Source organism: Streptomyces syringium (assembly GCF_017876625.1).
GTDB lineage: Bacteria > Actinomycetota > Actinomycetes > Streptomycetales > Streptomycetaceae > Streptomyces > Streptomyces syringius.
Genome location: NZ_JAGIOH010000001.1, coordinates 4,078,411 through 4,100,484, shown reverse-complemented (window position 1 = coordinate 4,100,484; position 22,074 = coordinate 4,078,411). Strand labels below are relative to the sequence as shown.

18 protein-coding genes, 4 tRNA genes and 1 pseudogene are annotated in these 22,074 nt (G+C 72.8%); 14 read left to right on the top strand and 9 right to left on the bottom strand.

Features of this window, described 5'->3' with window-relative positions:
• The first annotated feature begins 89 nt into the window (after positions 1-89).
• From JO379_RS18205 to JO379_RS18195, 3 genes are all read left to right on the top strand, one after another.
• Positions 90-611 (top strand): tRNA adenosine deaminase-associated protein, encoded by a 522-nt coding sequence (locus tag JO379_RS18205; RefSeq protein WP_130878805.1) that lies wholly within the window; start codon positions 90-92, stop codon positions 609-611.
• Positions 612-645: 34 nt separating this feature from the next.
• Positions 646-1,134 (top strand): tRNA adenosine(34) deaminase TadA, encoded by a 489-nt coding sequence (tadA, locus tag JO379_RS18200; protein ID WP_130878426.1) that lies wholly within the window; start codon positions 646-648, stop codon positions 1,132-1,134.
• Positions 1,135-1,202: 68 nt separating this feature from the next.
• Positions 1,203-1,292: transfer RNA gene (locus JO379_RS18195), tRNA-Ser, on the top strand.
• 146 nt (positions 1,293-1,438) lie between these two features.
• Here JO379_RS18195 and JO379_RS18190 read toward each other — a convergent pair.
• On the bottom strand, positions 1,439-2,404 hold the full coding sequence (locus tag JO379_RS18190) for a DMT family transporter (RefSeq protein ID WP_209515857.1): 966 nt from the start codon (positions 2,402-2,404) through the stop codon (positions 1,439-1,441).
• Positions 2,405-2,772: 368 nt separating this feature from the next.
• On the opposite strand from JO379_RS18190, the gene JO379_RS18185 reads away from it, so the two are divergent.
• The 6 genes from JO379_RS18185 (at position 2,773) to JO379_RS33950 (ending at position 7,322) form a co-directional block, all read left to right on the top strand.
• Entirely contained in the window at positions 2,773-3,249 is a 477-nt protein-coding gene (locus tag JO379_RS18185; RefSeq protein ID WP_209515854.1) for an STAS domain-containing protein, read from the top strand.
• 455 nt (positions 3,250-3,704) lie between these two features.
• Entirely contained in the window at positions 3,705-3,869 is a 165-nt protein-coding gene (locus JO379_RS18180) for a hypothetical protein (protein WP_209515850.1), read from the top strand.
• 34 nt (positions 3,870-3,903) lie between these two features.
• A complete protein-coding gene (locus JO379_RS18175; protein WP_130878429.1) occupies positions 3,904-4,197 on the top strand; it encodes a Dabb family protein in 294 nt (97 codons plus the stop codon).
• A gap of 191 nt (positions 4,198-4,388) precedes the next feature.
• Positions 4,389-5,405, top strand: a complete 1,017-nt coding sequence (locus JO379_RS18170) for an RNA polymerase sigma factor SigF (RefSeq protein ID WP_130878430.1) — start codon at positions 4,389-4,391, stop codon at positions 5,403-5,405.
• Between the two features lie 199 nt (positions 5,406-5,604).
• Positions 5,605-6,438 carry an RNA polymerase sigma factor SigF gene (locus tag JO379_RS18165; protein WP_130878431.1) on the top strand — a complete coding sequence of 278 codons (834 nt, stop codon included), beginning with the start codon at positions 5,605-5,607 and terminating at the stop codon, positions 6,436-6,438.
• A gap of 581 nt (positions 6,439-7,019) precedes the next feature.
• The gene (locus JO379_RS33950) at positions 7,020-7,322 is read left to right on the top strand and encodes a hypothetical protein (RefSeq protein WP_307842047.1); all 303 of its coding nucleotides are present in this window, start codon (positions 7,020-7,022) and stop codon (positions 7,320-7,322) included.
• Positions 7,323-7,367: 45 nt separating this feature from the next.
• Here JO379_RS33950 and JO379_RS18155 read toward each other — a convergent pair whose 3' ends face one another.
• The gene (locus tag JO379_RS18155) at positions 7,368-7,580 is read right to left on the bottom strand and encodes a hypothetical protein (protein ID WP_209515844.1); all 213 of its coding nucleotides are present in this window, start codon (positions 7,578-7,580) and stop codon (positions 7,368-7,370) included.
• A gap of 232 nt (positions 7,581-7,812) precedes the next feature.
• On the opposite strand from JO379_RS18155, the gene JO379_RS18150 reads away from it, so the two are divergent.
• Positions 7,813-8,307 carry a MarR family winged helix-turn-helix transcriptional regulator gene (locus tag JO379_RS18150; protein WP_130878434.1) on the top strand — a complete coding sequence of 165 codons (495 nt, stop codon included), beginning with the start codon at positions 7,813-7,815 and terminating at the stop codon, positions 8,305-8,307.
• Between the two features lie 118 nt (positions 8,308-8,425).
• A pseudogene (locus tag JO379_RS18145) lies at positions 8,426-9,988 on the top strand (MDR family MFS transporter); the annotation flags it as partial.
• A gap of 291 nt (positions 9,989-10,279) precedes the next feature.
• Here JO379_RS18145 and JO379_RS18140 read toward each other — a convergent pair.
• From JO379_RS18140 to JO379_RS18130, 3 genes are all read right to left on the bottom strand, one after another.
• On the bottom strand, positions 10,280-11,113 hold the full coding sequence (locus tag JO379_RS18140; protein ID WP_130878436.1) for a TetR/AcrR family transcriptional regulator: 834 nt from the start codon (positions 11,111-11,113) through the stop codon (positions 10,280-10,282).
• 83 nt (positions 11,114-11,196) lie between these two features.
• Positions 11,197-12,735 (bottom strand): MFS transporter, encoded by a 1,539-nt coding sequence (locus tag JO379_RS18135; RefSeq protein WP_130878437.1) that lies wholly within the window; start codon positions 12,733-12,735, stop codon positions 11,197-11,199.
• Between the two features lie 76 nt (positions 12,736-12,811).
• Positions 12,812-13,570, bottom strand: coding sequence for a response regulator transcription factor (locus JO379_RS18130; protein ID WP_130878438.1), 759 nt, complete (start codon positions 13,568-13,570; stop codon positions 12,812-12,814).
• 104 nt (positions 13,571-13,674) lie between these two features.
• On the opposite strand from JO379_RS18130, the gene JO379_RS18125 reads away from it, so the two are divergent.
• Positions 13,675-14,559, top strand: coding sequence for an LLM class F420-dependent oxidoreductase (locus tag JO379_RS18125; RefSeq protein ID WP_130878439.1), 885 nt, complete (start codon positions 13,675-13,677; stop codon positions 14,557-14,559).
• 138 nt (positions 14,560-14,697) lie between these two features.
• Here JO379_RS18125 and JO379_RS18120 read toward each other — a convergent pair whose 3' ends face one another.
• From JO379_RS18120 to JO379_RS18105, 4 genes are all read right to left on the bottom strand, one after another.
• Entirely contained in the window at positions 14,698-15,597 is a 900-nt protein-coding gene (locus JO379_RS18120; protein WP_209515841.1) for an amidohydrolase family protein, read from the bottom strand.
• Between the two features lie 78 nt (positions 15,598-15,675).
• Positions 15,676-15,749: transfer RNA gene (locus JO379_RS18115), tRNA-Met, on the bottom strand.
• Between the two features lie 47 nt (positions 15,750-15,796).
• Positions 15,797-15,869 (bottom strand) — tRNA-Arg (locus JO379_RS18110).
• A gap of 248 nt (positions 15,870-16,117) precedes the next feature.
• A tRNA-Ser gene (locus JO379_RS18105) sits at positions 16,118-16,207 on the bottom strand.
• A gap of 287 nt (positions 16,208-16,494) precedes the next feature.
• On the opposite strand from JO379_RS18105, the gene JO379_RS18100 reads away from it, so the two are divergent.
• Both JO379_RS18100 and JO379_RS18095 read left to right on the top strand, forming a co-directional pair.
• On the top strand, positions 16,495-16,938 hold the full coding sequence (locus tag JO379_RS18100; RefSeq protein WP_130878441.1) for an SSI family serine proteinase inhibitor: 444 nt from the start codon (positions 16,495-16,497) through the stop codon (positions 16,936-16,938).
• 190 nt (positions 16,939-17,128) lie between these two features.
• Entirely contained in the window at positions 17,129-22,045 is a 4,917-nt protein-coding gene (locus JO379_RS18095) for a PAS domain-containing protein (RefSeq protein ID WP_209515838.1), read from the top strand.
• The last annotated feature ends 29 nt before the right edge of the window (positions 22,046-22,074 follow it).

The following is a 22,074-nucleotide window of genomic DNA, read 5'->3' as shown; positions in this document are numbered from 1 at the left end:
CAACGGCCGGGTTTCTGCCACGATTCCGAGTGGGCGGGGTGGTGTCCCCGTCCGGCCCGGCACCGCCTATGACCAGTGGGAGAGTCACGGTGTACTTCGCCGCACTGCTCGCGCGCACCGAAGACGGGTGGCAAGCGAGCGACACAGACCTCGACAACGTGGAAACCTTGTCGGACTTCGCCGACCTGGCCCGGGAGTCCTCGGTCGACGACGACACGGTCCTGGTGTTCATCGAGCAGGAGGACGCCTGGTTCGGTCTCGTCCGGGTGGATGGCGAGGAGGACCCGCGCATCTACCTCTCGGACGCCGTCGCGGCCAGCCGCAGCTCGTACGGCGCGATGCTCGCCGATGAACTGCTGGGCCGTGAGGAGAGCGAGAGCGACCTCGACAGCCTGGTCGATCTCGACGGCACGGAGGACGGCGAGCCGGAGGGCACGGCCGACGACGCCTCGGGCGACGCCGAGCCGGTGCCGGCCGGTCCGCTGGGCGACCCGGAGATCATGGCCGATCTCGGGATGAGCGAGAAGGAGCTGAAGGCCCTCGGCGGGGACGCGCTCGGCGACATCGCGGACATGCTCGGCTGCACGGATGTCCTGGAGGCCGTCCGCTGACGGCCCCCGGGGCGCGCTCGCTCACACTGGTGCCATGAGCGCAGCCGCCGAGAACACTCCGCACGACCCCGTACGCGACCCGTGGCGCGGCCCCATGCGGGTCGCGCTGGCGGAGGCCGTCCAGGCCCCGGCCACCGGCGATGTGCCGGTCGGCGCCATCGTGCTGGACCCGGACGGCGCCGTCATCGGCCGCGGCCGCAACGAGCGCGAGGCCACCGGCGATCCGACGGGCCACGCGGAGGTCCTCGCCATCCGCGAGGCCGCGGCCGCCGTCGGCGAGTGGCGCCTGTCCGGCTGCACGCTCGTGGTCACCCTGGAGCCGTGCACGATGTGCGCGGGCGCGATCGTCCTCTCCCGGCTGGACCGGGTCGTCTACGGCGCGGTCGACGAGAAGGCGGGCGCGGCCGGCTCCCTCTGGGACGTCGTCCGCGACCGCCGGCTGAACCACCGCCCCGAGGTCGTCACCGGCGTCCTCGCCGACGAGTGCGCGACGCTCCTGACGGACTTCTTCCGCACCCGCTGACCCCGCCCCGGGCCCCCTGACGGAGGCCGATTACAAAGCACGGCCAACTGTCCGCTAAGCTTCCTCTCGGTAGCGTGTCCGAGCGGCCTAAGGAGCACGCCTCGAAAGCGTGTGTGGGGGCAACTCCACCGTGGGTTCAAATCCCACCGCTACCGCCATGAACACCCCTCGACCTGCGGAAACGCGGTCGGGGGGTGTTTTGTTCGCCCAACGGCCGACACGTCGGCGGAACGGGCGTCGGCCGCCCGGCACCCGGACGGCCCTGCCCTGCGGAGTGGTCCGGAACCGCCCGGCAGGAGGCCCGTCAGCGGTCGGCAGAGCCGCGCGCCCCCGTCGCTACCGCTTTCCGCTCCGCAGTCTCGACAGCGGCATCCCCCTCCGCAGCCGTGCCCGTGGACGGACCGCCGCAGGCGACCGCCCGGGACGGCGTCCCGGGTGCCGGGCGGCGGAAGGCGGCCAGGGCCACTCCGGCCAGGACGATCAGGCCGCCCACGCCGGACATGAGGCCCGGGACGGCGCCGAGGAGGGCCGCGTCCAGGGCGAGGGCCGCCACGGGGACCGCGTAGAGGACGAGGGAGCTGGTCGACGCCGTGGCCGCCGCGAGGACGCGGGACCAGGTGCAGAAGGCCAGGACCGTGCAGGCGAGGCCGAGCCAGACGACGGCGGCGGTCTGCTGCCAGTCGGCCGCGATCAGCTGGGTGGCCGCGCCCGGGGTGAAGGTGAGCAGGGGGACGAGGCCGAAGAGGCTGCCGTAGAAGATGCAGTCCATGCCCGAGTACCGGCGCAGCAGGGGCTTTTGCAGGATGAAGGACGTGGCCTGGGCCGCCGCCGCCAGGACGATCATCGCCATGCCGGAGTACGAGCCGCCGCCGTCGCCGCCGGCCGTCGCCACCACGAGCGCGCCGGACAGCGCCACCACGAGCCCGGCGACGCCCCAGGCGCCGGGGCGCTCCCGCAGGACGAGCATGCCCAGCGCCGTGGCGAAGACGGGGGAGGTGGCCACGAGCATCGCCGCCGTGCCGCCCTCGACGTGCCGTTCACCGGCGTAGAGGAGCAGCTGATAGGCCGTCATGCCGGTGACGCCGAAGCCGGCCATGCGCACCAGGTCGCCCCGGCGCAGTCGGCTGATGCGGCCGGTGAACACGCACGGCAGCAGGAGTACGAGCGCGAAGACGAGGCGCAGAACCGCCATGGCCGTCGGGGAGTACCCCTCCAGCGCGACGCGGATGGCCGGGAAGGCCGATCCCCACAACAGGGCCGTCGCGGCCATGAACTTCCACGGAGTCACTGCTCGGCGCTCGCCCGGCATGGTGTTACCGCCTCACGGTCGGCCGGATTCGGACGCTCCCGAAGCTACCGAGACCCGCTCCATAAGTCGAATAACAGATTCAGACATCGAACCAAAGGATGCCTTTGAGATGGACTCGCGCCCAACCGGCAACTTCCGTTCGGAGGACCGTCGAGTACGACCGCTCCACGGTCGAAATCCACCACAAGGGCGGGGATTCTACTGCCGGGACCGGCACGCCTGACGGTAAATTCCGGCTTTCCCCCATGCCAGGCGCGATTGTGGTGAAATCGCCCCAGGTCAAAAAGCGGCCTTCTCCGGGTCAGAACCAGCACCCTGAAGAGGACCTCATGCAGGTGCCCACCCAGATCATCTCCGCCCATTGCGTGGTGGCCTTCCCCGACGTGGTCGACATCGAGAACGCCCCCGGTCTCCGCACCGCACTGCAAAGGATCATCGAGGCCCATGCGCATACCTGCGACGCGCTGATCGCCGATCTGTCGGCCTCCCGCTTCGCCACCGCGACCGCGTTGTCGGTCCTGGTGGAGGCCCGGCGGCGGACGCGGCGCAAGGGGATGGATCTGTACGTGGTGGCGCCGGCGCCACTCGCCCGCAAGTCCTTCGTCATCACCGGGCTCAACGAATCGATTCCGCTGTACGCGACCCTCGGCGAGGTCCCCGGCCGCACGGCACCACCCGTCCCGGTCGCCGCTCCCGTGCCGGCTCCCTCCGCGCGGATGCCCCGTCAGCCGGACGGCGGACAGCGGGGCGAGTGCCGCACCGAGGGCGGCGGCGCGGCAGGAGGAGAGGACCTGCCGACCCCGTAACCGCCCACCTCAGGCCAGCCCGTGGCCGTCGCGCTCCCCCCGCGCCCGCGCGCGCGGCGCACGGGCACCGAAAAGCCCCGGCTCCGAACCCGTGATCGAACGGGCTCGAAGCCGGGGCTCCGGCGTTTGGTACGGGGGAAGCGGCGATCGGGGGGACAAGCCGCTTCCCCCGACGAGGACACGGTCTCCAAGTACGGGCCGCAGTCAGGGGAAAGCGCGGCCCGGACCCCGCAGCGAGGCCATGTCCCTCACCCTCCGGATTCCTGCCAGACCCGTTGGGCGTACGGTCCATCCTCCGCCCACCCGGAGGCTCGACAGGCGGGCGAACGGCCCTGCTTACCGGGCCTTTGGTCCCTAAAGATGACGTGAGTACCGCGCGCGCTCCCGATCTTCGACCGTACGTACGGATAGACTCTCGCGACCGCACAGGGGAGCAGCCGGGGAGGCAGCGCGTCATGGCGCAAGCGAGGAAGATCGCCACCTACGTCGTCATCATTTTCGTGGGGTACACGATCATCACCTCCCCCGCACGGTCGGCCGAGCTCGTCCAGCTAGGCTTCGAGGGGATCTCGGACGCCGCCAAGAGCATCGGCGAGTTCATGACCCAGCTGATCAACTGACCGACGCCGCGTCGCTCGTACGGAGGGCAGCCCCGTGATTCGCCATCTCGTCCTGTTCAAGCTCAACGAGGGCGTCGAGCGCGACGACCCACGCGTCGTCGCCGGTGTGCAGGCGTTCGAGAAGCTGGGCGGTCTCGTGCCCGAGCTGCGCTCCTGGGAGTGCGCGTGGAACATCACGGACCGGCCGATCGCCTACGACTACGCGATCAACTCCTCCGTCGAGGACACCGCCGCGCTCCAGCGCTACCTCGACCACCCCGAGCACCAGGCGGGCGTCGCGCTGTGGCGTGAGTTCGCCACTTGGGTGATCGCCGACTACGCGTTCTGAGCGGTTCGTACGGGCCGTTCGCGCCGTAGGCACCGCAAGACCCCTCACCACCACGGTGAGGGGTCATTTTTGCGTTCAACACGGTGTTATGGGGTGCTTGCACACAGTGCACATGTCTTGTGATGCTATGACCGCTTTTCCCGGATGAGTTGAGTGAATTGAATGCGTCGACGTGAAGGGGTGGCGTGACCGTGTCGGCCCGTACCGTGCCCGAAGCCCCCCATCAACGCGACAACCCCGGCAACGCCGCCGGGCCCGCCGGACCCCGTGCCGCCGGTTCCCCGGCCACCGGCCCCGGCGACGCTCCCGCCTCCCCCGGCACTCCCGCCGGCCCCGGCCCGGCTCCCGGCCCCGGTGCCGACGCCGGCCCGAGCCCCGCCCCCGACGCCGGCTCCGCCCCCGACCCCGGCTCCGAGACCCAGAGCGCCCCGCGCACCCGGGAGAGCCGGGGCGCGGACGCCAGGGCGCTGACCCAGGTGCTCTTCAAGGAGATCTCCACCCTGGAGCCCGGCACCCCCGAGCACGCCCGGGTCCGTGCCGCCCTGATCGAGGCCAACCTCCCGCTCGTGCGCTACGCGGCGGCCCGCTTCCGCAGCCGGAACGAGCCGATGGAGGACGTCGTCCAGGTCGGCACGATCGGGCTCATCAACGCCATCGACCGCTTCGACCCCGACCGCGGGGTGCAGTTCCCGACCTTCGCGATGCCGACCGTCGTGGGCGAGATCAAGCGCTACTTCCGGGACAACGTCCGCACCGTCCATGTGCCGCGCCGCCTCCACGAGCTGTGGGTGCAGGTCAACGGCGCCAGCGAGGACCTGACGGTGCTGCACGGCCGCTCCCCCACCACGGCCGAGATCGCCGAGCGGCTCAAGATCGGCGAGGACGAGGTGCTGGCGTGCATCGAGGCCGGCCGCTCGTACCACGCCACCTCGCTGGAGGCGGCGCAGGAGGGCGACGGGCTGCCGGGGCTGCTCGACCGGCTCGGCTACGAGGATCCGGCGCTCGCCGGGGTCGAGCACCGGGATCTCGTGCGCCATCTGCTCGTGCAGCTGCCGGAGCGCGAGCAGCGCATTCTGCTGCTGCGCTACTACAGCAATCTGACGCAGTCGCAGATCAGCGCCGAGCTGGGCGTCTCGCAGATGCATGTGTCCCGGCTGCTCTCGCGGAGCTTCGCCCGACTGCGATCCGCAAATCGAATCGACGCCTAACCCTCACGGGTGACACCTTCCTGCGGTGATGGGGCAGATATATCGACTTGACGCTACAGCGTGTTGCCGACATGTGACATTCTGCAGGAACTGCGTTTGCCACAGCGCGGCCTCCGGTATTCAGGTGGAGGTTGAACCCCTCGTCCGTACCCTCGGCAGGGGCACCGCTGTGACCCGTCCGCGACCTCAAGGGGGTGGCATGTCCGTAGACCTGGGCAGCGCGAAGGTGCTCGCCAATGACGCACCGCACGCCGTGCTCGACGACTGCGAAGCCATCGACACCCGCACCCTCTCCCGATCGCTCTTCCTGCGACTGGCCACGCTGGAGCGGGACAGCGCGGAGCGTACGTACGTCCGCGACACCCTGATCGAGCTCAACCTCCCCCTCGTGCGCTACGCGGCGGCCCGCTTCCGCAGCCGCAACGAGCCGATGGAGGACATCGTCCAGGTCGGCACGATCGGCCTGATCAAGGCGATCGACCGCTTCGACTGCGAACGGGGCGTGGAGTTCCCCACGTTCGCGATGCCGACGGTCGTGGGCGAGATCAAGCGCTTCTTCCGGGACACCAGCTGGTCCGTACGGGTACCGCGCCGCCTGCAGGAGCTGCGGCTGGCCCTCACCAAGGCCAGTGACGAGCTCGCGCAGAAGCTGGACCGGTCGCCGACCGTTCCCGAACTGGCCCTGTGCCTCGGGGTGTCCGAGGAGGACGTCGTAGACGGCCTGGCCGTCGGCAATGCCTACACCGCCAGCTCGCTCGACTCCCCCTCCCCCGAGGACGACGGCGGCGAGGGCTCGCTCGCCGACCGCCTGGGCTACGAGGACACCGCGCTGGAGGGCGTGGAGTACCGCGAGTCGCTCAAGCCCCTGCTGGCCAAACTGCCGCCCCGCGAGCGGCAGATCATCATGTTGCGGTTCTTCGCCAATATGACCCAGTCGCAGATCGGCGAGGAGGTCGGCATCTCGCAGATGCACGTCTCCCGGCTGCTCACGCGGACGCTGTCGCAGCTGCGCGAGGGGCTCATCGCCGACTGATCCTGCCCTTCCGCTTCCCGGGCATGTACTCCTGACGGTACGTCAGCCACACTGAGCCGATGCGACGGAAGACGATCGTCTCCGCTTCGGCTGCCGCGCGCTGGCTGGCGGGCCTCGGTTGCCTGGGAGCGCTTCTCACGGGTTGCGGCGGTAGTGACCGCGACGGCTATGTCGCGACGGGGGCCGCCGGGCCCGGCACATCCCGCTCCGGGGTCGTGCCGCCGACGGGCGGTGTGCGGCTGATGCCGCTGGACGGCGAGACGGGCAAGCCGTCGTCCCACGGGCCGCGCCGGAGCCCTTCCGGAACACCGGGTCCGTCGCGTTCACCGGGTTCACCGGGTTCACCGGGTTCTGCGCAGGAGACATCCCGGGGCGCGCCCTCGATCAGTGTCGCTACGGGCGGCGCCTGGCCCGGCCCGATGACGGTCCCGGGGAATCCCGGCCCTCCCGGCGGTGCGGGCCCGGCGAGTAGCGGTGAACGCAGCGACTCCCCCGCCCCTCCCGCGCCCCCTTCGAGCACTCCGCCGACGTCCCGTCCGCGCCCTTCGCCCTCCACCGGCACCCCGCCCGGCACCCCGGCGGTGCTCGACATCGGCACCCCGCGCCGCGAGCCGGACGACGAACGCCGCTGGTGCGAGAAGGTGACCGTGACCTTCACCAACACCGGCGGACGGCCCGTGACGGACGGCACCGTCACCTTCGGCACCCACATCATCGGCCCGCTCGGCACCGACTGGGCGACGCTCACCTCGTCGGAGCCGCTGCCCGTGCCGATCGATCCGGGGCGGGCGCGGGAGAAGACCTGGACGGTGTGCGTCGATGCCTGGCGGGTGCCGCCGGGCATGCGCGTCGAGACCCGGGACGTCTCGGTGAAGTGGACGTGAGCCACGGCGGGTCCACCGGGCCGGCCGGCCCGCCCTGACATGGGCTCAGCGAAGCGCGAGCCAGGCCACGCCGGCCACGACCGCGATCGCGACGATCACACCGACGATGACGCCGACGCCCGGACCGGAGCGCCTGGCGGCGGCGGGCGCGGCGGCACGACCGCCGGACTGGCCCTCGTCGACGAAGGCACGGAACATCTGGGTGCTGCCCGCGGGGTCGTAGTTGCCCTCGGGGCCCTGCTGACGGTGATTGGCCATAGGCCAGGACCCTAGCGAAACGGTTGCGCTTCGCGCGCGCGGGGTGGTGTCCGCGGCGGATCTTCGGCTGCCGCCTGCGGCGGCGAGCGCCCTGCGGGCGCGTCCTCAAACGCCGGACGGGCTTGACGAACCCTTGGGGTGAGCTTTACCCGAAACGACCCCATTTTCATTTGCCTGCGGCAACCAACCACCTCTATCGTTGCCCTAAGCAACCGATGGCAGCGAGGGGTCGATGGCCGCACAGGAACAGTACGAGGAGCTCGCCCGGCAGCTCAGCGCCGTCGGCGCGGTGAAGCGCGATCTGGCGCGGGTACTTCCGCACGACTGTTCGCCCGCTTCGGCCATCGTGCTCACCCTGCTCCACCGGTACGGCGAGATGCGGATGAGCAAGCTCGCCGAGCTGCTCGCCATCGACATGTCGGTGACCAGCCGGCACGTGTCCTACGCGGCCGAGCGCGGCTGGATCGACCGGCAGCCGGATCCCGCCGACAAGAGGTCCCGGCTGCTGCGGCTGCTCCCCGCCGGGGAGGCGCTGCTGGAGGAGGTGTCGGCGCGGTACACCCAAGCGCTCGCCTCCTGCCTGGAGGACTGGTCCGACGACGACGTCGGCCGTCTCGTGGAGCTGCTCGGACGCCTGCGCCGGAGCTTCGGCGACTGCCGGGCGCGCGCTCCCCAGCACGCGTCCGCGCCGCACCCGGCCGACTCCCTCACCCATACGTCCGCGTAACCCGCACCACCCGCACCACCCTCAGACAGAGAAAAGGAAGTTCATGGCTAAGACCACACCAGCCGGTGTGCGGGGCGGCCACGCCAAGCCCGGGGACCCGCAGGGCTCCGACGCCCCCATGACCCACCGGCAGATCATGGAGGCACTGTCCGGGCTGCTGCTCGGCATGTTCGTCGCGATCCTGTCGTCGACGATCGTCTCCAACGCCCTGCCCGAGATCATCTCCGACCTCCACGGCAGCCAGTCCTCTTACACCTGGGTCGTCACGGCCTCGCTCCTCGCGATGACCGCGTCCACCCCGCTGTGGGGCAAGCTCTCCGATCTCTTCAGCAAGAAGCTGCTGGTCCAGATAGCCCTGGTCGTCTACGTCCTGGGCTCGGCCGCCGCCGGTCTGTCGCAGAACAGCGGCATGCTCATCGCCTGCCGTGTCGTGCAGGGCATCGGCGTCGGCGGTCTGTCGGCCCTCGCCCAGATCGTCATGGCCGCGATGATCTCCCCGCGTGAGCGCGGGCGCTACAGCGGCTACCTCGGTGCGACCTTCGCCGTCGCGACCGTCGGCGGTCCGCTGCTCGGCGGTGTCATCACGGACACCAGCTGGCTCGGCTGGCGCTGGTGCTTCTACGTGGGTGTGCCGTTCGCGGTCATCGCGCTGATCGTCCTGCAGAAGACCCTGAAGCTGCCGGTGGTGAAGCGGAACGTCAAGGTCGACTGGCTGGGCGCGTTCTTCATCAGCGCCGCCGTCACGCTGCTGCTGGTCTGGGTGACGCTGGCCGGGAAGAACTACGACTGGATCTCGTGGCAGACCTACGCCATGGTCGGCGGCTCGGTGCTGCTGGGCGCGGTCTTCGTGTACGTCGAGTCCAAGGCGGCCGAGCCGATCATCCCGCTGCGGCTGTTCCGCAACAAGACGATCACCCTGTCCTCCCTCGCGAGCCTCTTCGTCGGTATCGCGATGTTCAGCGGCACGGTCTTCTTCTCGCAGTACTTCCAGCTGGCGCGCGGCGAGTCGCCGACGATGTCCGGTGTGATGACGATCCCGATGATCGGCGGTCTGTTCGTCTCGTCGACCGTCTCCGGGCAGATCATCACCAAGACCGGCCGCTGGAAGAACTGGGTCGTCGTCGGTGGTGTGCTGCTCACCGCGGGTCTCGGGCTGCTCGGCACGATGCGGTACGACACCCCGTACTGGCACCTGGCCGTCTACATGGTCCTCATGGGCCTCGGCATCGGCATGATGATGCAGAACCTCGTGCTCGCCGCCCAGAACCAGGTGGCCCCCGAGGACCTCGGCGCCGCCAGCTCCGTCGTCACCTTCTTCCGGTCGCTCGGTGGCGCGGTGGGCGTCTCGGCGCTCGGCGCGGTGCTCGGCAACCGGGTCACGGACTACGTCAAGGACGGCATGGCCGCCCTCGGCCCCAAGGCCGCCGCGGCGATGGGCCACGGCGGTACGGGCGGCGGGGGCATCCCCGACCTGGACAAGCTTCCGCCCCCGGTCCGCACGGTGATCGAGAGCGCCTACGGGCACGGCGTCGGCGACGTCTTCCTCTACGCCGCGCCCTGCGCCCTGCTGGCCTTCATCCTGACCCTCTTCATCAAGGAGGTCGCGCTCAAGAGCCGGCCCGGCGGGCACCCGTCGGCCGAACCGGCACCGGCCGACGCCGCGCCCGCGACGGCGGCGGCCCGCGACTGACAGACCCCGGCGGCGGGGGCGCGGCTCGAGCGGATACGCGCCCCCGGACGCCGGCACCGGGACCTGAACGGCATGGACGGTCCCGGACGACGGGCCCCGGTGGGGGTGTGCGCACAGGCAGGGGACGGCCTGCACGCCACCCATCGGGGCCCCTCGGCGTATGTGGCAGATCTTCGGCTACCGGCCCGTTCTGCCACCTGCGCCGACAAGCACCCTGCGGGTGCGTCCTCAAACGCCGGACGGGCTGGAAGGGGCTGAGGTCAGCCCCACCCAGCCCGTCCTTCAGGAACGCCCCGAACCCGCCCGGTCGCTCATGGCAGCCGCCCGGTCCCGCATGACCTCGATGCCCGCGATGACCGTGTCCAGGGCGAAGCCGAAGTCCCGCTCCCGCGCCTCGGCGAGCGTCGTCCCGGCCATTTCCTCGGTCATCGCCAGCGCCTCGGGGTGCTGCTCAGCGAAGTCCGGGCGGTCCTTCACCGTGGTGATGACCTGGCGGTAGTACTCGTCCTCGGTCAGCCCCGTGCCCCGGCAGCGCTCCTTGAACTGTCCCTCGATGGCGCTGAAGCCGTAGACGAACTGGAAGACCGCCGAGAGGGCGCCGGTCATGCCCTCCCTCGGCACCCCGCTGTGCCGCATCACCGCGAGGATGGCGTCGGAGAAGGCCATCGAACGCGGGCCGATGTTGAGGTAGCTGCCCAGCAGGGAGGGCATCCACGGGTGGGCGACGAGCATGTTGCGGTACTCGACGGCGAGCGCGCGCAGCTGATCGCGCCAGTCCCCGCCCTCGGCGGCCGGATCGGGGACGACCATCTCGCCGCACACCTCGTCGAGGGCGTACTCGAGAAGGTCGTCCTTGCTGTCGACGTACCAGTAGACCGACATGGCGGTCACGTCCAGCTCGTCCGCCAGCCGCCGCATGGAGAACTTGGCCAGCCCGTCGGCGTCCAGCAGCCGGACCGTGGCCTCGACGATGCGCTGCCGGTCGAGCGCCCCGGGCCGCTGCTCATGGCCCTCGCCCTGCTTGCGCTCCGCCTGCTCCGCCTTGCGCTTCGGGGCCGGCTCCGCCGCCAGCCAGACACTGGCCCGGGGGCTTCCGGCGCGCTTCCCGCTCGTCATGACGCGCTCTCCTTTTCCTGCGCCGGTGGTACGTAACCGATGCTATGCCCAGGCCAGGGACCCGGCCGCGACGTGGGGGCGGCCTACGCGGCCGCGCCCGCCCCGGCCGCGGCGGCGTCCGGCGTGGCCCGCTCCGCGCGGCGCAGCAGCACCGCCGCGACGATGCCGCCCGCGAGCACCGCGGCCGCGCCGACCAGCTGGCTGGTCTGCACACCGCCCGCGAAGGCGTCCTCGATCGCGGTCCGCTCCGCGTCCGTACGGGCCGAGGCCAGCGCGGCGGGCAGCGAGCCCGCCCCGGCGGCGACGGCCGGGACGAGGGCCGCGAAGCGCGAGTTGAGGACCGCACCGAGCACCGCGACGCCCAGGCCGTTGCCGCACTCCTGGAGCGTGCCGTTGACGCCCGCGCCGACGCCCGCCTTCTCCGGCGGGATCGCGGACATGATCGCGTTTGCCATGGCGGGCATCGAAAACGCGATGCCGGTGCCCATCATGACCAGACCGAGCAGCATGCCCCCGTAGCCGTGCGCGCCGAGGACCGCGATGGCCGCGAGCCCGGCGGACAGCATGCTCATGCCGCCGATGATCAGCGTCGGGGTGCCGAGCCTGGGCAGCAGCCGGGCGCCCACGCCGGTGAGGTTGAGGGCGACGATGACCAGCGCCAGCGGCGACATCCGCAGGCCCGTGGCCAAGGGGTCGTAGCCGAGGACGAGTTGCAGGTGCTGGGTGAGCAGGAAGAGCGAGCCGCCCATGCCGAAGGCGACGAGGATGCCGCCCGCGACGGCGCCCACGAAGCGGCGGTTGCGGAAGAAGTGCATGTCCAGCATGGGGAAGGGGACGCGCCGCTCCCACAGGGCGAAGAGGGCGAGCGCGATCACGCCGATGCCCGCCGAGAGCAGCACCCGCCCGGACGTCCAGCCGTGCTCCGGGCCGGAGATGATCGCGAAGACGACGCAGGTCATACCGATGGTGGAGAGCAGCGCGCCGAGCAGGTCCGGGCGGTCCCCGGTGGGGTTCTTGGACTCCGGTACGAGCTTGAGCACGGCGACGAGCCCCAGCAGCGCCACCGGCACGTTGATCAGGAAGATCGAGCCCCACCAGAAGTGGTTGAGCATCGCCCCGCCGACGAGCGGCCCGGCGGCGAAGCCGAGCGAACTCACCGCGCCCCACAGGCCGATGGCCTTGGCTCGCTCGTCCTCGTCGAAGACCTGGACGATGACGGCCAGCGTGGTGGTCATCAGCAGTGCGCCGCCGACGCCCATGCCCGCGCGGGCGGCGATCAGCTGTCCGGTGGTCTCGGCCAGCCCGGCGAGCAGCGAGCCGATCCCGAAGAGGGCGAGGCCGAGCGCGAGCAGCTTCTTGCGCCCGTAGCGGTCGGCGGCGCTGCCCGCGGTGAGCAGCAGACCGGCCTGGACCAGCGAGTAGGCGTTGATCATCCACTGGATGTCGGAGGTCGCGGCGCCCATCTCCTCGGTGAGGGAGGGGATCGCGACATTGAGGACGGTGTTGTCGAGGAGGACGGTGAGCTGGGCGAGGCAGATGACGCCGAGAATCACCCAACGGGTGGGATGACGCTGCGGTTTCCGGTCTCCGGCGTCGCGCTGGGCGGCGGTCGTCGCCGTCATGACGGGCTCCCTTGGTGCGGTGTGCGACTAGTAGCGTCATACACCGTACAAGAGCCCTTCTACGCCGTACAAGGAATTATTTCGGTGCGGCCTCGGCGAGCGCGGGCGCGGGCTTGATCAGATAGCCGACGCCGCGCCGGGTGTGGATCATCGGCTCGCGGCCGGCGTCGATCTTCCGGCGCAGATAGGAGATGTAGAGCTCCACAACATTGGCCCGGCCGCCGAACTCGTAGGACCACACCCGGTCGAGGATCTGCGGCTTGCTGAGCACCCGCCGCGGGTTGCGCATCAGGAACCGCAGCAGCTCGAACTCGGTGGCCGTCAGCCGGATCTCCGTGCCGCCCCGGGTCACCTCGTGACTGTCCTCGTCCAGCACCAGGTCCCCGACGGTCAGCACGGAATCGCTGTGCGGCGCGGCGGCCCGCGACCGGCGGAGCAGTCCGCGCAGCCGGGCGACGACGTCCTCCAGGCCGAAGGGCTTGGTGACGTAGTCGTCGCCGCCCGCCGTGAGCCCGGCGACGCGGTCCGCGGAGCCCTTCGCCGTCAGGAAGAGCACGGGCAGGTCGGGGTGTTCGCGCCGCAGCCGCCCCAGGAGGGACAGCCCGTCGGCGTCGGGCGGCATCGCGTCCAGCACGACGGCGTCCGGCCGGAACTCCCGGGCGCGGCGCAGCGCCGTCGCCCCGTCGGCCGCGGTCCGCACGTCCCAGCCCTCGTAGCGCAGGGCCATGGTCAGCAGCTCCGTCAGCGGCGCCTCGTCGTCGACGACCAGCACCCGTACGGCACTTCCGTCGTCGTGCGTCAGCTCGGCCCGCCCGTGCGGTGTGGTGGTGGTCATGGGTCCCGAGAGTGGCCCCGGCCCGTGAGAGGCCCCTTTCCGTCCTCTGTGAATCGTCTGAGAATCCCGGGAATAACCGGATGACACCTCCGGTTGACGGGCGCATGGCACTCACCACGGATCTTGGCAGGATCGGCATCTGGAGCACCGCGCTCCGCTCGGACGACGCGGAGAAGTCCGCAGAAGTACACGAGACGGCAGCCGAGTTGGACGAGCTGGGCTACGGCACGATCTGGCTCGGCGGCAACGCCCGCGTGGACGAGGCGGCGCAACTGCTGGCCGCCACGAAGCGGGTGGGCGTCGGCACCAGCATCCTGTCGATCTGGCAGCACGAGGCGACGGACGTCGCCGCGCAGTACGCGGCGCTCGCCCCCGCCGACCGGGAGCGCTTCGTCCTCGGCCTGGGTGTCAGCCACGGCCACATGGTCGACGGGTACAAGAAGCCGTACTCCGCGATGAAGGAGTACCTGGACGCGCTGGACGCCGCCCCCGTGCCGCTGCCCGCCGGGCGGCGCATGCTGGCGGCCCTCGGGCCGAAGATGGTCCGCCTCGCCCGCGACCGCGCGGCGGGCGCCCTGCCGTATCTCGTCACCGCCGAGCACACCGCCCGGGCCCGCGAGGCCCTGGGCGAGGGCGTGCTCCTCGCGCCGGAGCTGAAGGTGGTCCTCGACGACGACCTCACCCGCGCCCGCGAGACCGCCCGCGCCTATCTCGCCTTCTATCTGCCGATGCCGAACTACACCAACAACCTGCTGCGGCTCGGCTTCACCGAGGAGGACTTCGCGGGCAACGGCAGCGACCGGCTGCTCGACGCGGTCTTCGCCCTCGGCGACGCCGCGGCGGTGCGGGCGAAGGCGGACGAGTTCTTCGCGGCCGGCGCCGACCACCTCGCCGTCCAGGTCGTCCGCCCCGAGTCCCAGGGCGGCATGACCGCCCTGCCGCGCCCCGAGTGGCGAACACTCGCCGAGGCGCTGCCGCTAGGCCGCTAGGCCGAGTCCGGCGGGCTGGATACGCACCCGCATCGGCCACATCGAGCCCGTCCGGCGCTCGAGGACGCGCCCGCAGGGCGCCACCGCCGCCGGCGCCGGCCGGGCAGCGGCAACCAGGCACCGACCGCCGGGTGCGCCCTAGGAGCCCGCCCGCGGCAGGCGGCCCGGCAGACCGAACAGCCGCGCAGCGTTGTCGTGGCACACGCCGCGCAGCCAGCCGTCGTCCTGGCCCAGGCCGGTCAGGACGTCGAGCGCGTGCGCGTAGCCGTAGGGGATGTTGGGGAAGTCGCTGCCGAAGAGGATCCGGTCGCCGAGCGCCGCCAGCCGCGGCCGCTCGGCGGACGGGAAGGGCGCGGTGCTCTCGGAGAAGTCCGTGAACGCCATCGTCGTGTCCAGGTGGACGCCCTCGTACCGCTCGGCCAGGTCCAGGAAGTCCGTGTACTCCGGCATCCCCATGTGCGCGATCACCAACCGCAGCCGCGGATGCCGGGCCAGCAGCCGGGCCACGGGCTCCGGCCCGGTGTGCGGGCCGGGCACCGGGCCGGAGCCGCAGTGCGTGACCACGGGCGTCCCGGCGTCGGCGAGCTGCCCCCAGGCGTCGTCCAGCAGCGGGTCGCCCGGGTCGTAGGCGCCCACTTGCACATGCGACTTGAAGATCCGCGCGCCCGCGTCCAGGGCCTCGGCCGTATAGCGGCCGGCGCCGGGCTCGGGGAAGAACGTCGCGGTGTGCAGGCAGTCGGGGACGCGGGCTGCGAAGTCCGCCGCCCAGCCGTTCAGCCAGGCGGCCATGCCCGGCTTATGGGGATAGATCATCGAGGTGAAGGCCCGTACGCCGAAGCCGCGCAGCACCGCGAGCCGCTCGCTCTCCGCGTGCCGGTAGGCGATGGGCCAGGGGCGGCCTGTGAGCGGGCCGGCGGCGTCGAAGTAGGCCCATACCTTCGCGAGCACCCGCTCGGGCATGAAGTGCGTATGGATGTCGATCAGGCCCGGCAGCCCCAGCTCCCGCCAGAAGCGGGCCACGTTCTCGTCATCCGCCACGTCCACTCCGGCCGCCCCCGTCCGTCCCCGGAAATGCCACAGGTCCGGCACCCTGAGGTGCCGGACCTGTGATCAAAGTAGCGGGGACAGGATTTGAACCTGCGACCTCTGGGTTATGAGCCCAGCGAGCTACCGAGCTGCTCCACCCCGCGACGGTCGAAAGACCGGATCCAACAAGTGGGTACCGGTCCCTCGGCTGTGCGCTCGGCAGGATTCGAACCTGCAACCTCTTGATCCGTAGTCAAGTGCTCTATCCGTTAAGCTACGAGCGCTCGGCTTCCCGGCGGTTTTTCTTGCCGGTCGGCGTTGCGTGGACAACATTACATGAACTGCGCCGCGACGTGAAATCCATTCCCCTCACCCCGCCTGACCTGCGCAAACACCCCTGGAAGCACCGGCGGAGCGCCCTCCCGTGGCGACCGGTGAGAGGCGGGGACGGCCGCCCGCCGTCCGCACGCACATACGCATACGCAAGAGCCCCGGCCGTCTCTTCCGAGACGACCGGGGCTCTTGAAGCGAGCGGAGGCTCCGGGATTTGAACCCGGGATGGGGGGTTACCCCAAACCGCATTAGCAGTGCGGCGCCATAGACCAGACTAGGCGAAGCCTCCAGCACACCCCGCGCATGCGTGAGGTGGTGCGTGCCGATGATGACACAGCCCAGCGGCTCGCCACCAATCGTGGTCTACGGTACCGGGCTTCCCGACTCCTGGGCAAAGCAATTCCCCCTGGCAATTTCCCCGCCCCTCTCCCTCCCCCCTCCCCCGCTCTCCCCTCTCCCTCTTCACTTGGTGCTCTTTCGTGCGCAACGCCCGGCCCTCCGGCGCGTTAGTCAGGAGTGAGGGCCCGGCGGACCACGCCGCGGCCCCAGCCCCGTCCGCACCTCTGGAGTACCGCGATGCCGCTCCGCCGTCTCACCCTCGCCGCCGTCGCCGCGCTGGCCCCGGCCCTGTTCGCCGTCCCCGCCGTGGCCGCCCCCATGCCGCTGCCCCTCCCGCACGAGCACGGCGACCACCTCACCGTCACGGTGACCGACAGCGGCTCCTTCGACGGCACGTACGACCTGTACTGCCACCCGGCGGGCGGCACGCACCCGCGCGCGAAGAAGGCGTGCGCCCAGCTCGACGGGCAGACGCGGTGGGGCAAGGACACCTTCGCGCCCGTACCCGCCGACGCGATGTGCACGATGATCTACGGGGGCGACCAGAAGGCACGGGTGACGGGCACCTGGGCAGGCCGCCCGGTTAATGCCGAATTCAACCGGACGAACGGGTGCGAAATCGCCCGGTGGAACAAGTTCTCCGAGCTGCTCGGCGACCTCAGGAGCACCCCCAAGGACTGACACGGGGGGCATGTCGGGCCTGCGCCGAGACGCCCCGGAGGTGCCCGGAGACGTATCCCACCGCACCCGCCATCCGCCGTCGCGCCCGCCTCCACAGCCCGTAGACTCCCCTCAGTGACACGCCAGCGGGCAGCGCCGAGCCGCCCGAGCGGGTCGGCAAGGTGCGGTAACCCAGGGAGGAAGCGTCGTCGTGAGCAGCAGGCCATCCCGAGGCGCTGCTCGCCTCGCAGCCATACTCGACGCCCTGCCCGACGCCCTGTTGCTCGTCAATTGCAACGGCACGGTCGTCAACGCCAATCACATCGCGCTCGAGACCTTCGAGGTGCCCGGCACCGGGCTCGTCGGGCGCGGACTGCTCTCCCTGCTGCCCGAATTCGACTCCCGGCGCATCCCCGGTTCGATGCGGCTGCCGGACACCGCCGACGCGCGCACCAAGCCGACCCGGATGGTCGCGCACCGCACGGACGGCACCGAGTTCCCCGTCGAGGTCACGAGCGCCAACCTCGAGGACGGCCGCACCCCGTACGCGGACCACGCCAGTTACACCGGCGACGAACTGCTGATGATCGTCGTGCGGGACCTGACCGGCACGGTGGACACCGAGGCCGAACTGGCCCGCCAGCAGCGCCAGACCGAGATGATCCTGCGCGCGGCCGCCGAGGGCGTCGTCGGCGTCGACATCGCCGGCAAGGTCGTCCTCGTCAACCCCTCCGCCGCGCAGATCCTCGGCTACCGCGCCAGCGATCTCGGCGGCCAGGAGCTGCACCCCCTGATCCAGCACTCCCGCGCCGACGGCACCCCGTTCCCGTACGAGGAGTCGCCGATCTCCGACACGCTGCGCTCCGGTCGCAAGCACCGGGTGCGCGGGCAGGTGCTGTGGGCCAAGGACGGCCGCTCGGTGCCCGTCGACCTCACCACGGCGCCCGTGCGGGACGGCGAGCAGCTCGTCGGCGCGGTGATGACGTTCACCGACCGCCGCGCGTACGACGCCCTCGCCGCCCGGCACGCGCAGCTCCTGGCGGTGCTGGGCGACTCGCTGCGCGGCCCGCTGGAGCGGCTGCGCGGCGAGCTGGGCACGCTGGCCGCCGACCCGGCCGGACAGCTGTGGCCCGAGGCCAATCAGATCCTGCATCACCTGTCCGCCGGGTACGCGCGGATGGCGACGCTTGTCGACAATGTCCTGGCCTATCAGGAGTTGGACGCGGGCGAGAGCAAGCTCGTGCGGGAGAAGGTCGCGCTCGACACGGTCGTGGCGGCGGGCGTCGAGGGTGCGATCGAGCTGATCGGGCCGGGGCGCGCGCAGTTCGCGGTGCACGCGCCGCCGATCGAGGCCGAGGTCGACGCGGAGCGGTTCGCGCAGGCGCTCGCGCACCTGATCGCGGACGTGGCGGGTGTCGACGCGACGGGCGGCACGACCGGTGCCGCCGGTGACTCCACGATCGTGGTGGCGGCGGCGCAGCGCGGCGAGGTCGTCCGCGTCGAGGTCCGGGGGCCGTTCCCCGGTGGCGACCCGGTCCACACCCCCCTGGTCGAGGGCATCGTGCGCCGCCACGGCGGCGTGCTGCAGACGCATGAGGTGCCGGGTGCGGCGGGCGGGCACGCGTACGTCCTGGAGGTGCCGGTCGCCGCGGAGGGCGGCCCGGTGCCGGAGTCCACGGAGCGGTCGACGGCCGGGGACACGCAGAACGCGACGACGGTCATGCCGCTGCCCGCGCAGCGCGCGCGGGGCACGGCGGAGGCTCCCGCCGAGGAGCCTGCCGCCGACCGGCCTTCCGGGCGGCGGGCCCGCCGGGACGCGGGTGCGCCCGCGACGGACGGCAGGGGGCAGTCGCGGACCGACGCGTTCCTGGCTCCCGCCGAGAAGCCCGGCGGGCCGGCGGAGCCGCAAGGCGGCGGCGAGCCGGCCGCCCCGCAGCCCACCGGGCGGCGACGGGCGCGGCGCAGCTCCGAGGAGGAGCAGCCGCCCGTGGCGGCGGACGCCGAGGCGCAGCAAGCCGCGCGGGCCAACCGGCACGGTCGCGGCGGCGGTTCGGAAACGGCGGACCAGGGCACCGACGGTGCCGGGCTGGTGCCCCCGCAGGCGACGGCGTCGACCGGGCGCCGGGCGCGGCGGGAGCCCGCGCAGGCTGCGCAGGCCCCGCAGGCCGAGGGGCCCCGGACGGCGTTCGCGCTGCCGCCCGCCGAGGCCGACCGGACGCCCGAGTCCGATGCCCCGGACGGTTCCGGCGCGGCCGGCGCCCCCACGGGCCGCCGTGCCCGCCGCGCTCTCGCGGAGGCCCCGAGCCGTCCGATCCCCGGCCAGACGAGCGCCGAACCGGACGCCCCGCGCGCCGCGTTCGCCCTCCCCCCGGCCGACGCCGACCGCAAGCCCGTTCCCGAGCGGGAAGCCCACGCCGACGCGCGTCGGCGGACCGGGAACGGGCCGGACGCTCACACCGACCCGCACGCGGGCCCCGGCGGCTCTCCCCGGGCCGGCGCCGCGCCGCACCCGGGCGTCTCCCGGCGCCCGGGCACCGCAGCCGGTGCCGCCTCTTCTCCGGGCGGCCCGTTCACCATGGGCGGGGCGCCCGGTCAGGCCGACCCGGCGGACACCGGCGAAAGCGCGGCACTTCGCCCCGGCCAGGGGAGCCCGGCTCCGGTCGGACCCGTGCCGTTCGGCCTCGCGGGCATCGCGGGCGTCGCCCCGGCACGCCCGCCCGGGACAACACGAGGCGGCGTGGCGGGCGCGCCGGGTGACTCCAGGCCTCCGCGACGCCCCGGCACCACGGCCCCCGGCGGCCCGCCCGCCACGGGTGCGGCCGGCCTCGCGGCGCATCCGCACGGGGCGACACCTGACGCGTCCGAGGCGGGCGCGCCTTCCCGGCCCCACGCCGGACCGACCGCCCCGCAGGGGACCGCGGGCCCCAGCGGGCCCGTCCCCTTCGGCCTCGGCGGCATCGCCCCGACGCAGCCCCCCGGACCGACACCGGGGACACCGGGGACACCGGGTGCCCCCACGCCCCCGCAGCGGCCTTCCGCGGCGCCCGGCGCCGGGCAGTCGGGCGCGCGCCCGCACGGGGCGGCACCTGACGCGTCCGGGGCCGGTACGCCTTCCCGGCCCCACACGGGCCCGCAGGGTGCCACAGGCCCCGACAGTCCCGCCCCGTTCGCCCTCCCGGGCGCGAACTCCGCGCATCCGCACGGGTCGACGCCCGACACGGCCGGAACGGGCACGCCTTCCCGGCCCCACACGGGCCCGCAGGGTGCCGCAGGCCCCGAACGTCCGGCACCGTTCAGCCTCCCGGGCGCGGACTCCGCACCTCCACAAGCGACGGCACCCGACACCGCCCGGACAGCCACACCTCCCCGGCCCCACGCCGACCCGGCCACCCCGCAGGGGACCACCGGCCCGGACGGGCCCGCACCCTTCGGCCTCGGCGGCATCGCCCCGACGCACACCCCCGGGACGGCACCGGGGGCGGGCCCCGACAGTCCCGCCCCGTTCGCCCTCCCGGGCGCGAACTCCGCGCATCCGCACGGGTCGACACCTGACGCGTCCGGGGCCGGTACGTCTCCCCGGCCCCACGCGGGTCCGCAGGGTGCCGCAGACCCCGACGGTCCGGCACCGTTCGGCCGCGCGGGCGTCGCCCCGCCGCACACCCCCGGGACGACGCCGGGCGCGGGCCCCGACAGTCCCGCCCCGTTCGCCCTCCCGGGCGCCAACCCCGCGCATCCGCGCGGGACCGCGTCTGACGCGGCTGCCCCGCAAGGGGCTGCGCGCACCGAGGCGGCCGACGCGGCCGTTCCTCCCCAGCAACCCGGAGCGAACGCCCCGGCAGGTCCCCCGGCCTTCGCCCGCCCGGGCACGGGCGCACCCGCGCAGTCCGGCCCCGGCCAGGACGTATCGGGCGCGCCCGCACCCGGCGCGGGCGCCGCAGCCGAACCGCAGGCCGTCGCCGACGCCACGCCGCCCACCGGCCGCCGCCGCGCGCGGCGCGCGCTCGCCGAGGAGCCGGGAGCGGCAGCCCAGCAGGCGCAGCAGCCGCACGGCGCCGACGCCTCGCGGGGGTTCAGCGTGCGGACGCTGGGGCAGGGCGTGCCGTTCGGCGGGACGCCCGCCGCGGGGACGCCCGCCGGAGGGTCCGGGCGGCGGCGCAAGCTCGGGAATCCGGCCGAGGGCGAGCGGGAGCCCGCGCAGGGCAACGCGCAGGCCGCCGACGCGCAGGGCGCTCCGGCGCCCGCCGCGCGGCCACGGCTGCGCGACGCCTCCGAGGGCCGGGCCTTCGCCATAGGAGCACCGGACGAGGGCGCCGCCGAGGGGCCCGAGCTGCTCGACGGACCCAACGGCGCCGTGGAGGTCACCGAGGCCGCCCCGGCCGGACGGCCGCCGATGGACGACGAGTTGCCGCCGGAGCCCTTGGACAACCCGCGGCGCCTCCTCGTGTGGCCGGCGCCCGACGACTCGACGCAGGCGGCGCTGACCGAGCGCGGCTACCGCCCGGTGATCGTGCAGTCGCGCGAGGAGGTGGACGCGCAGATCGCGGCGTACCCGGCCGCGCTGTTCGTCGACCCGCTGACCGGGCCGATCACCCGTACCGCGCTGCAGTCGCTGCGCGAGGCCGCCGTGGCGGCCGAGGTGCCGGTGCTGGTGACGGCGGGGCTCGGGCAGGCCACGGCGGAGGCGGCGTACGGTGCCGACCCGGCCGTCCTGCTGAAGGCGCTGACCCCGCGCGACAGCGAGATGCACCCGCCGCGCGTGCTGCTGATCGAGGAGCACGAGCCGATCGCCGACGCCCTGACGGCGACGCTGGAGCGGCGCGGCATGCAGGTGGCGCGGGCGGCGACGGACGCGGACGCGGTGGCGCTCGCGGCGCAGACGCACCCGAATCTGGTGGTCATGGACCTGATGCAGGTGCGGCGCCGCCGCGCGGGCATCGTCGACTGGCTGCGCGGCAACGGCCTGCTGAACCGCACGCCGCTCGTCGTCTACACCTCCGCCGACACCGACCCGGCCCAACTGTCGAGGCTGGCCTCGGGCGAGACTGTCCTCTTCCTCGCGGAGCGGTCGACGAGCACGGAGGTGCAGGGGCGCATCGTGGACCTGCTGGCGAAGATAGGGACCAACTGACGGACGGCGCGGGCGCCGACGCCCGCGCA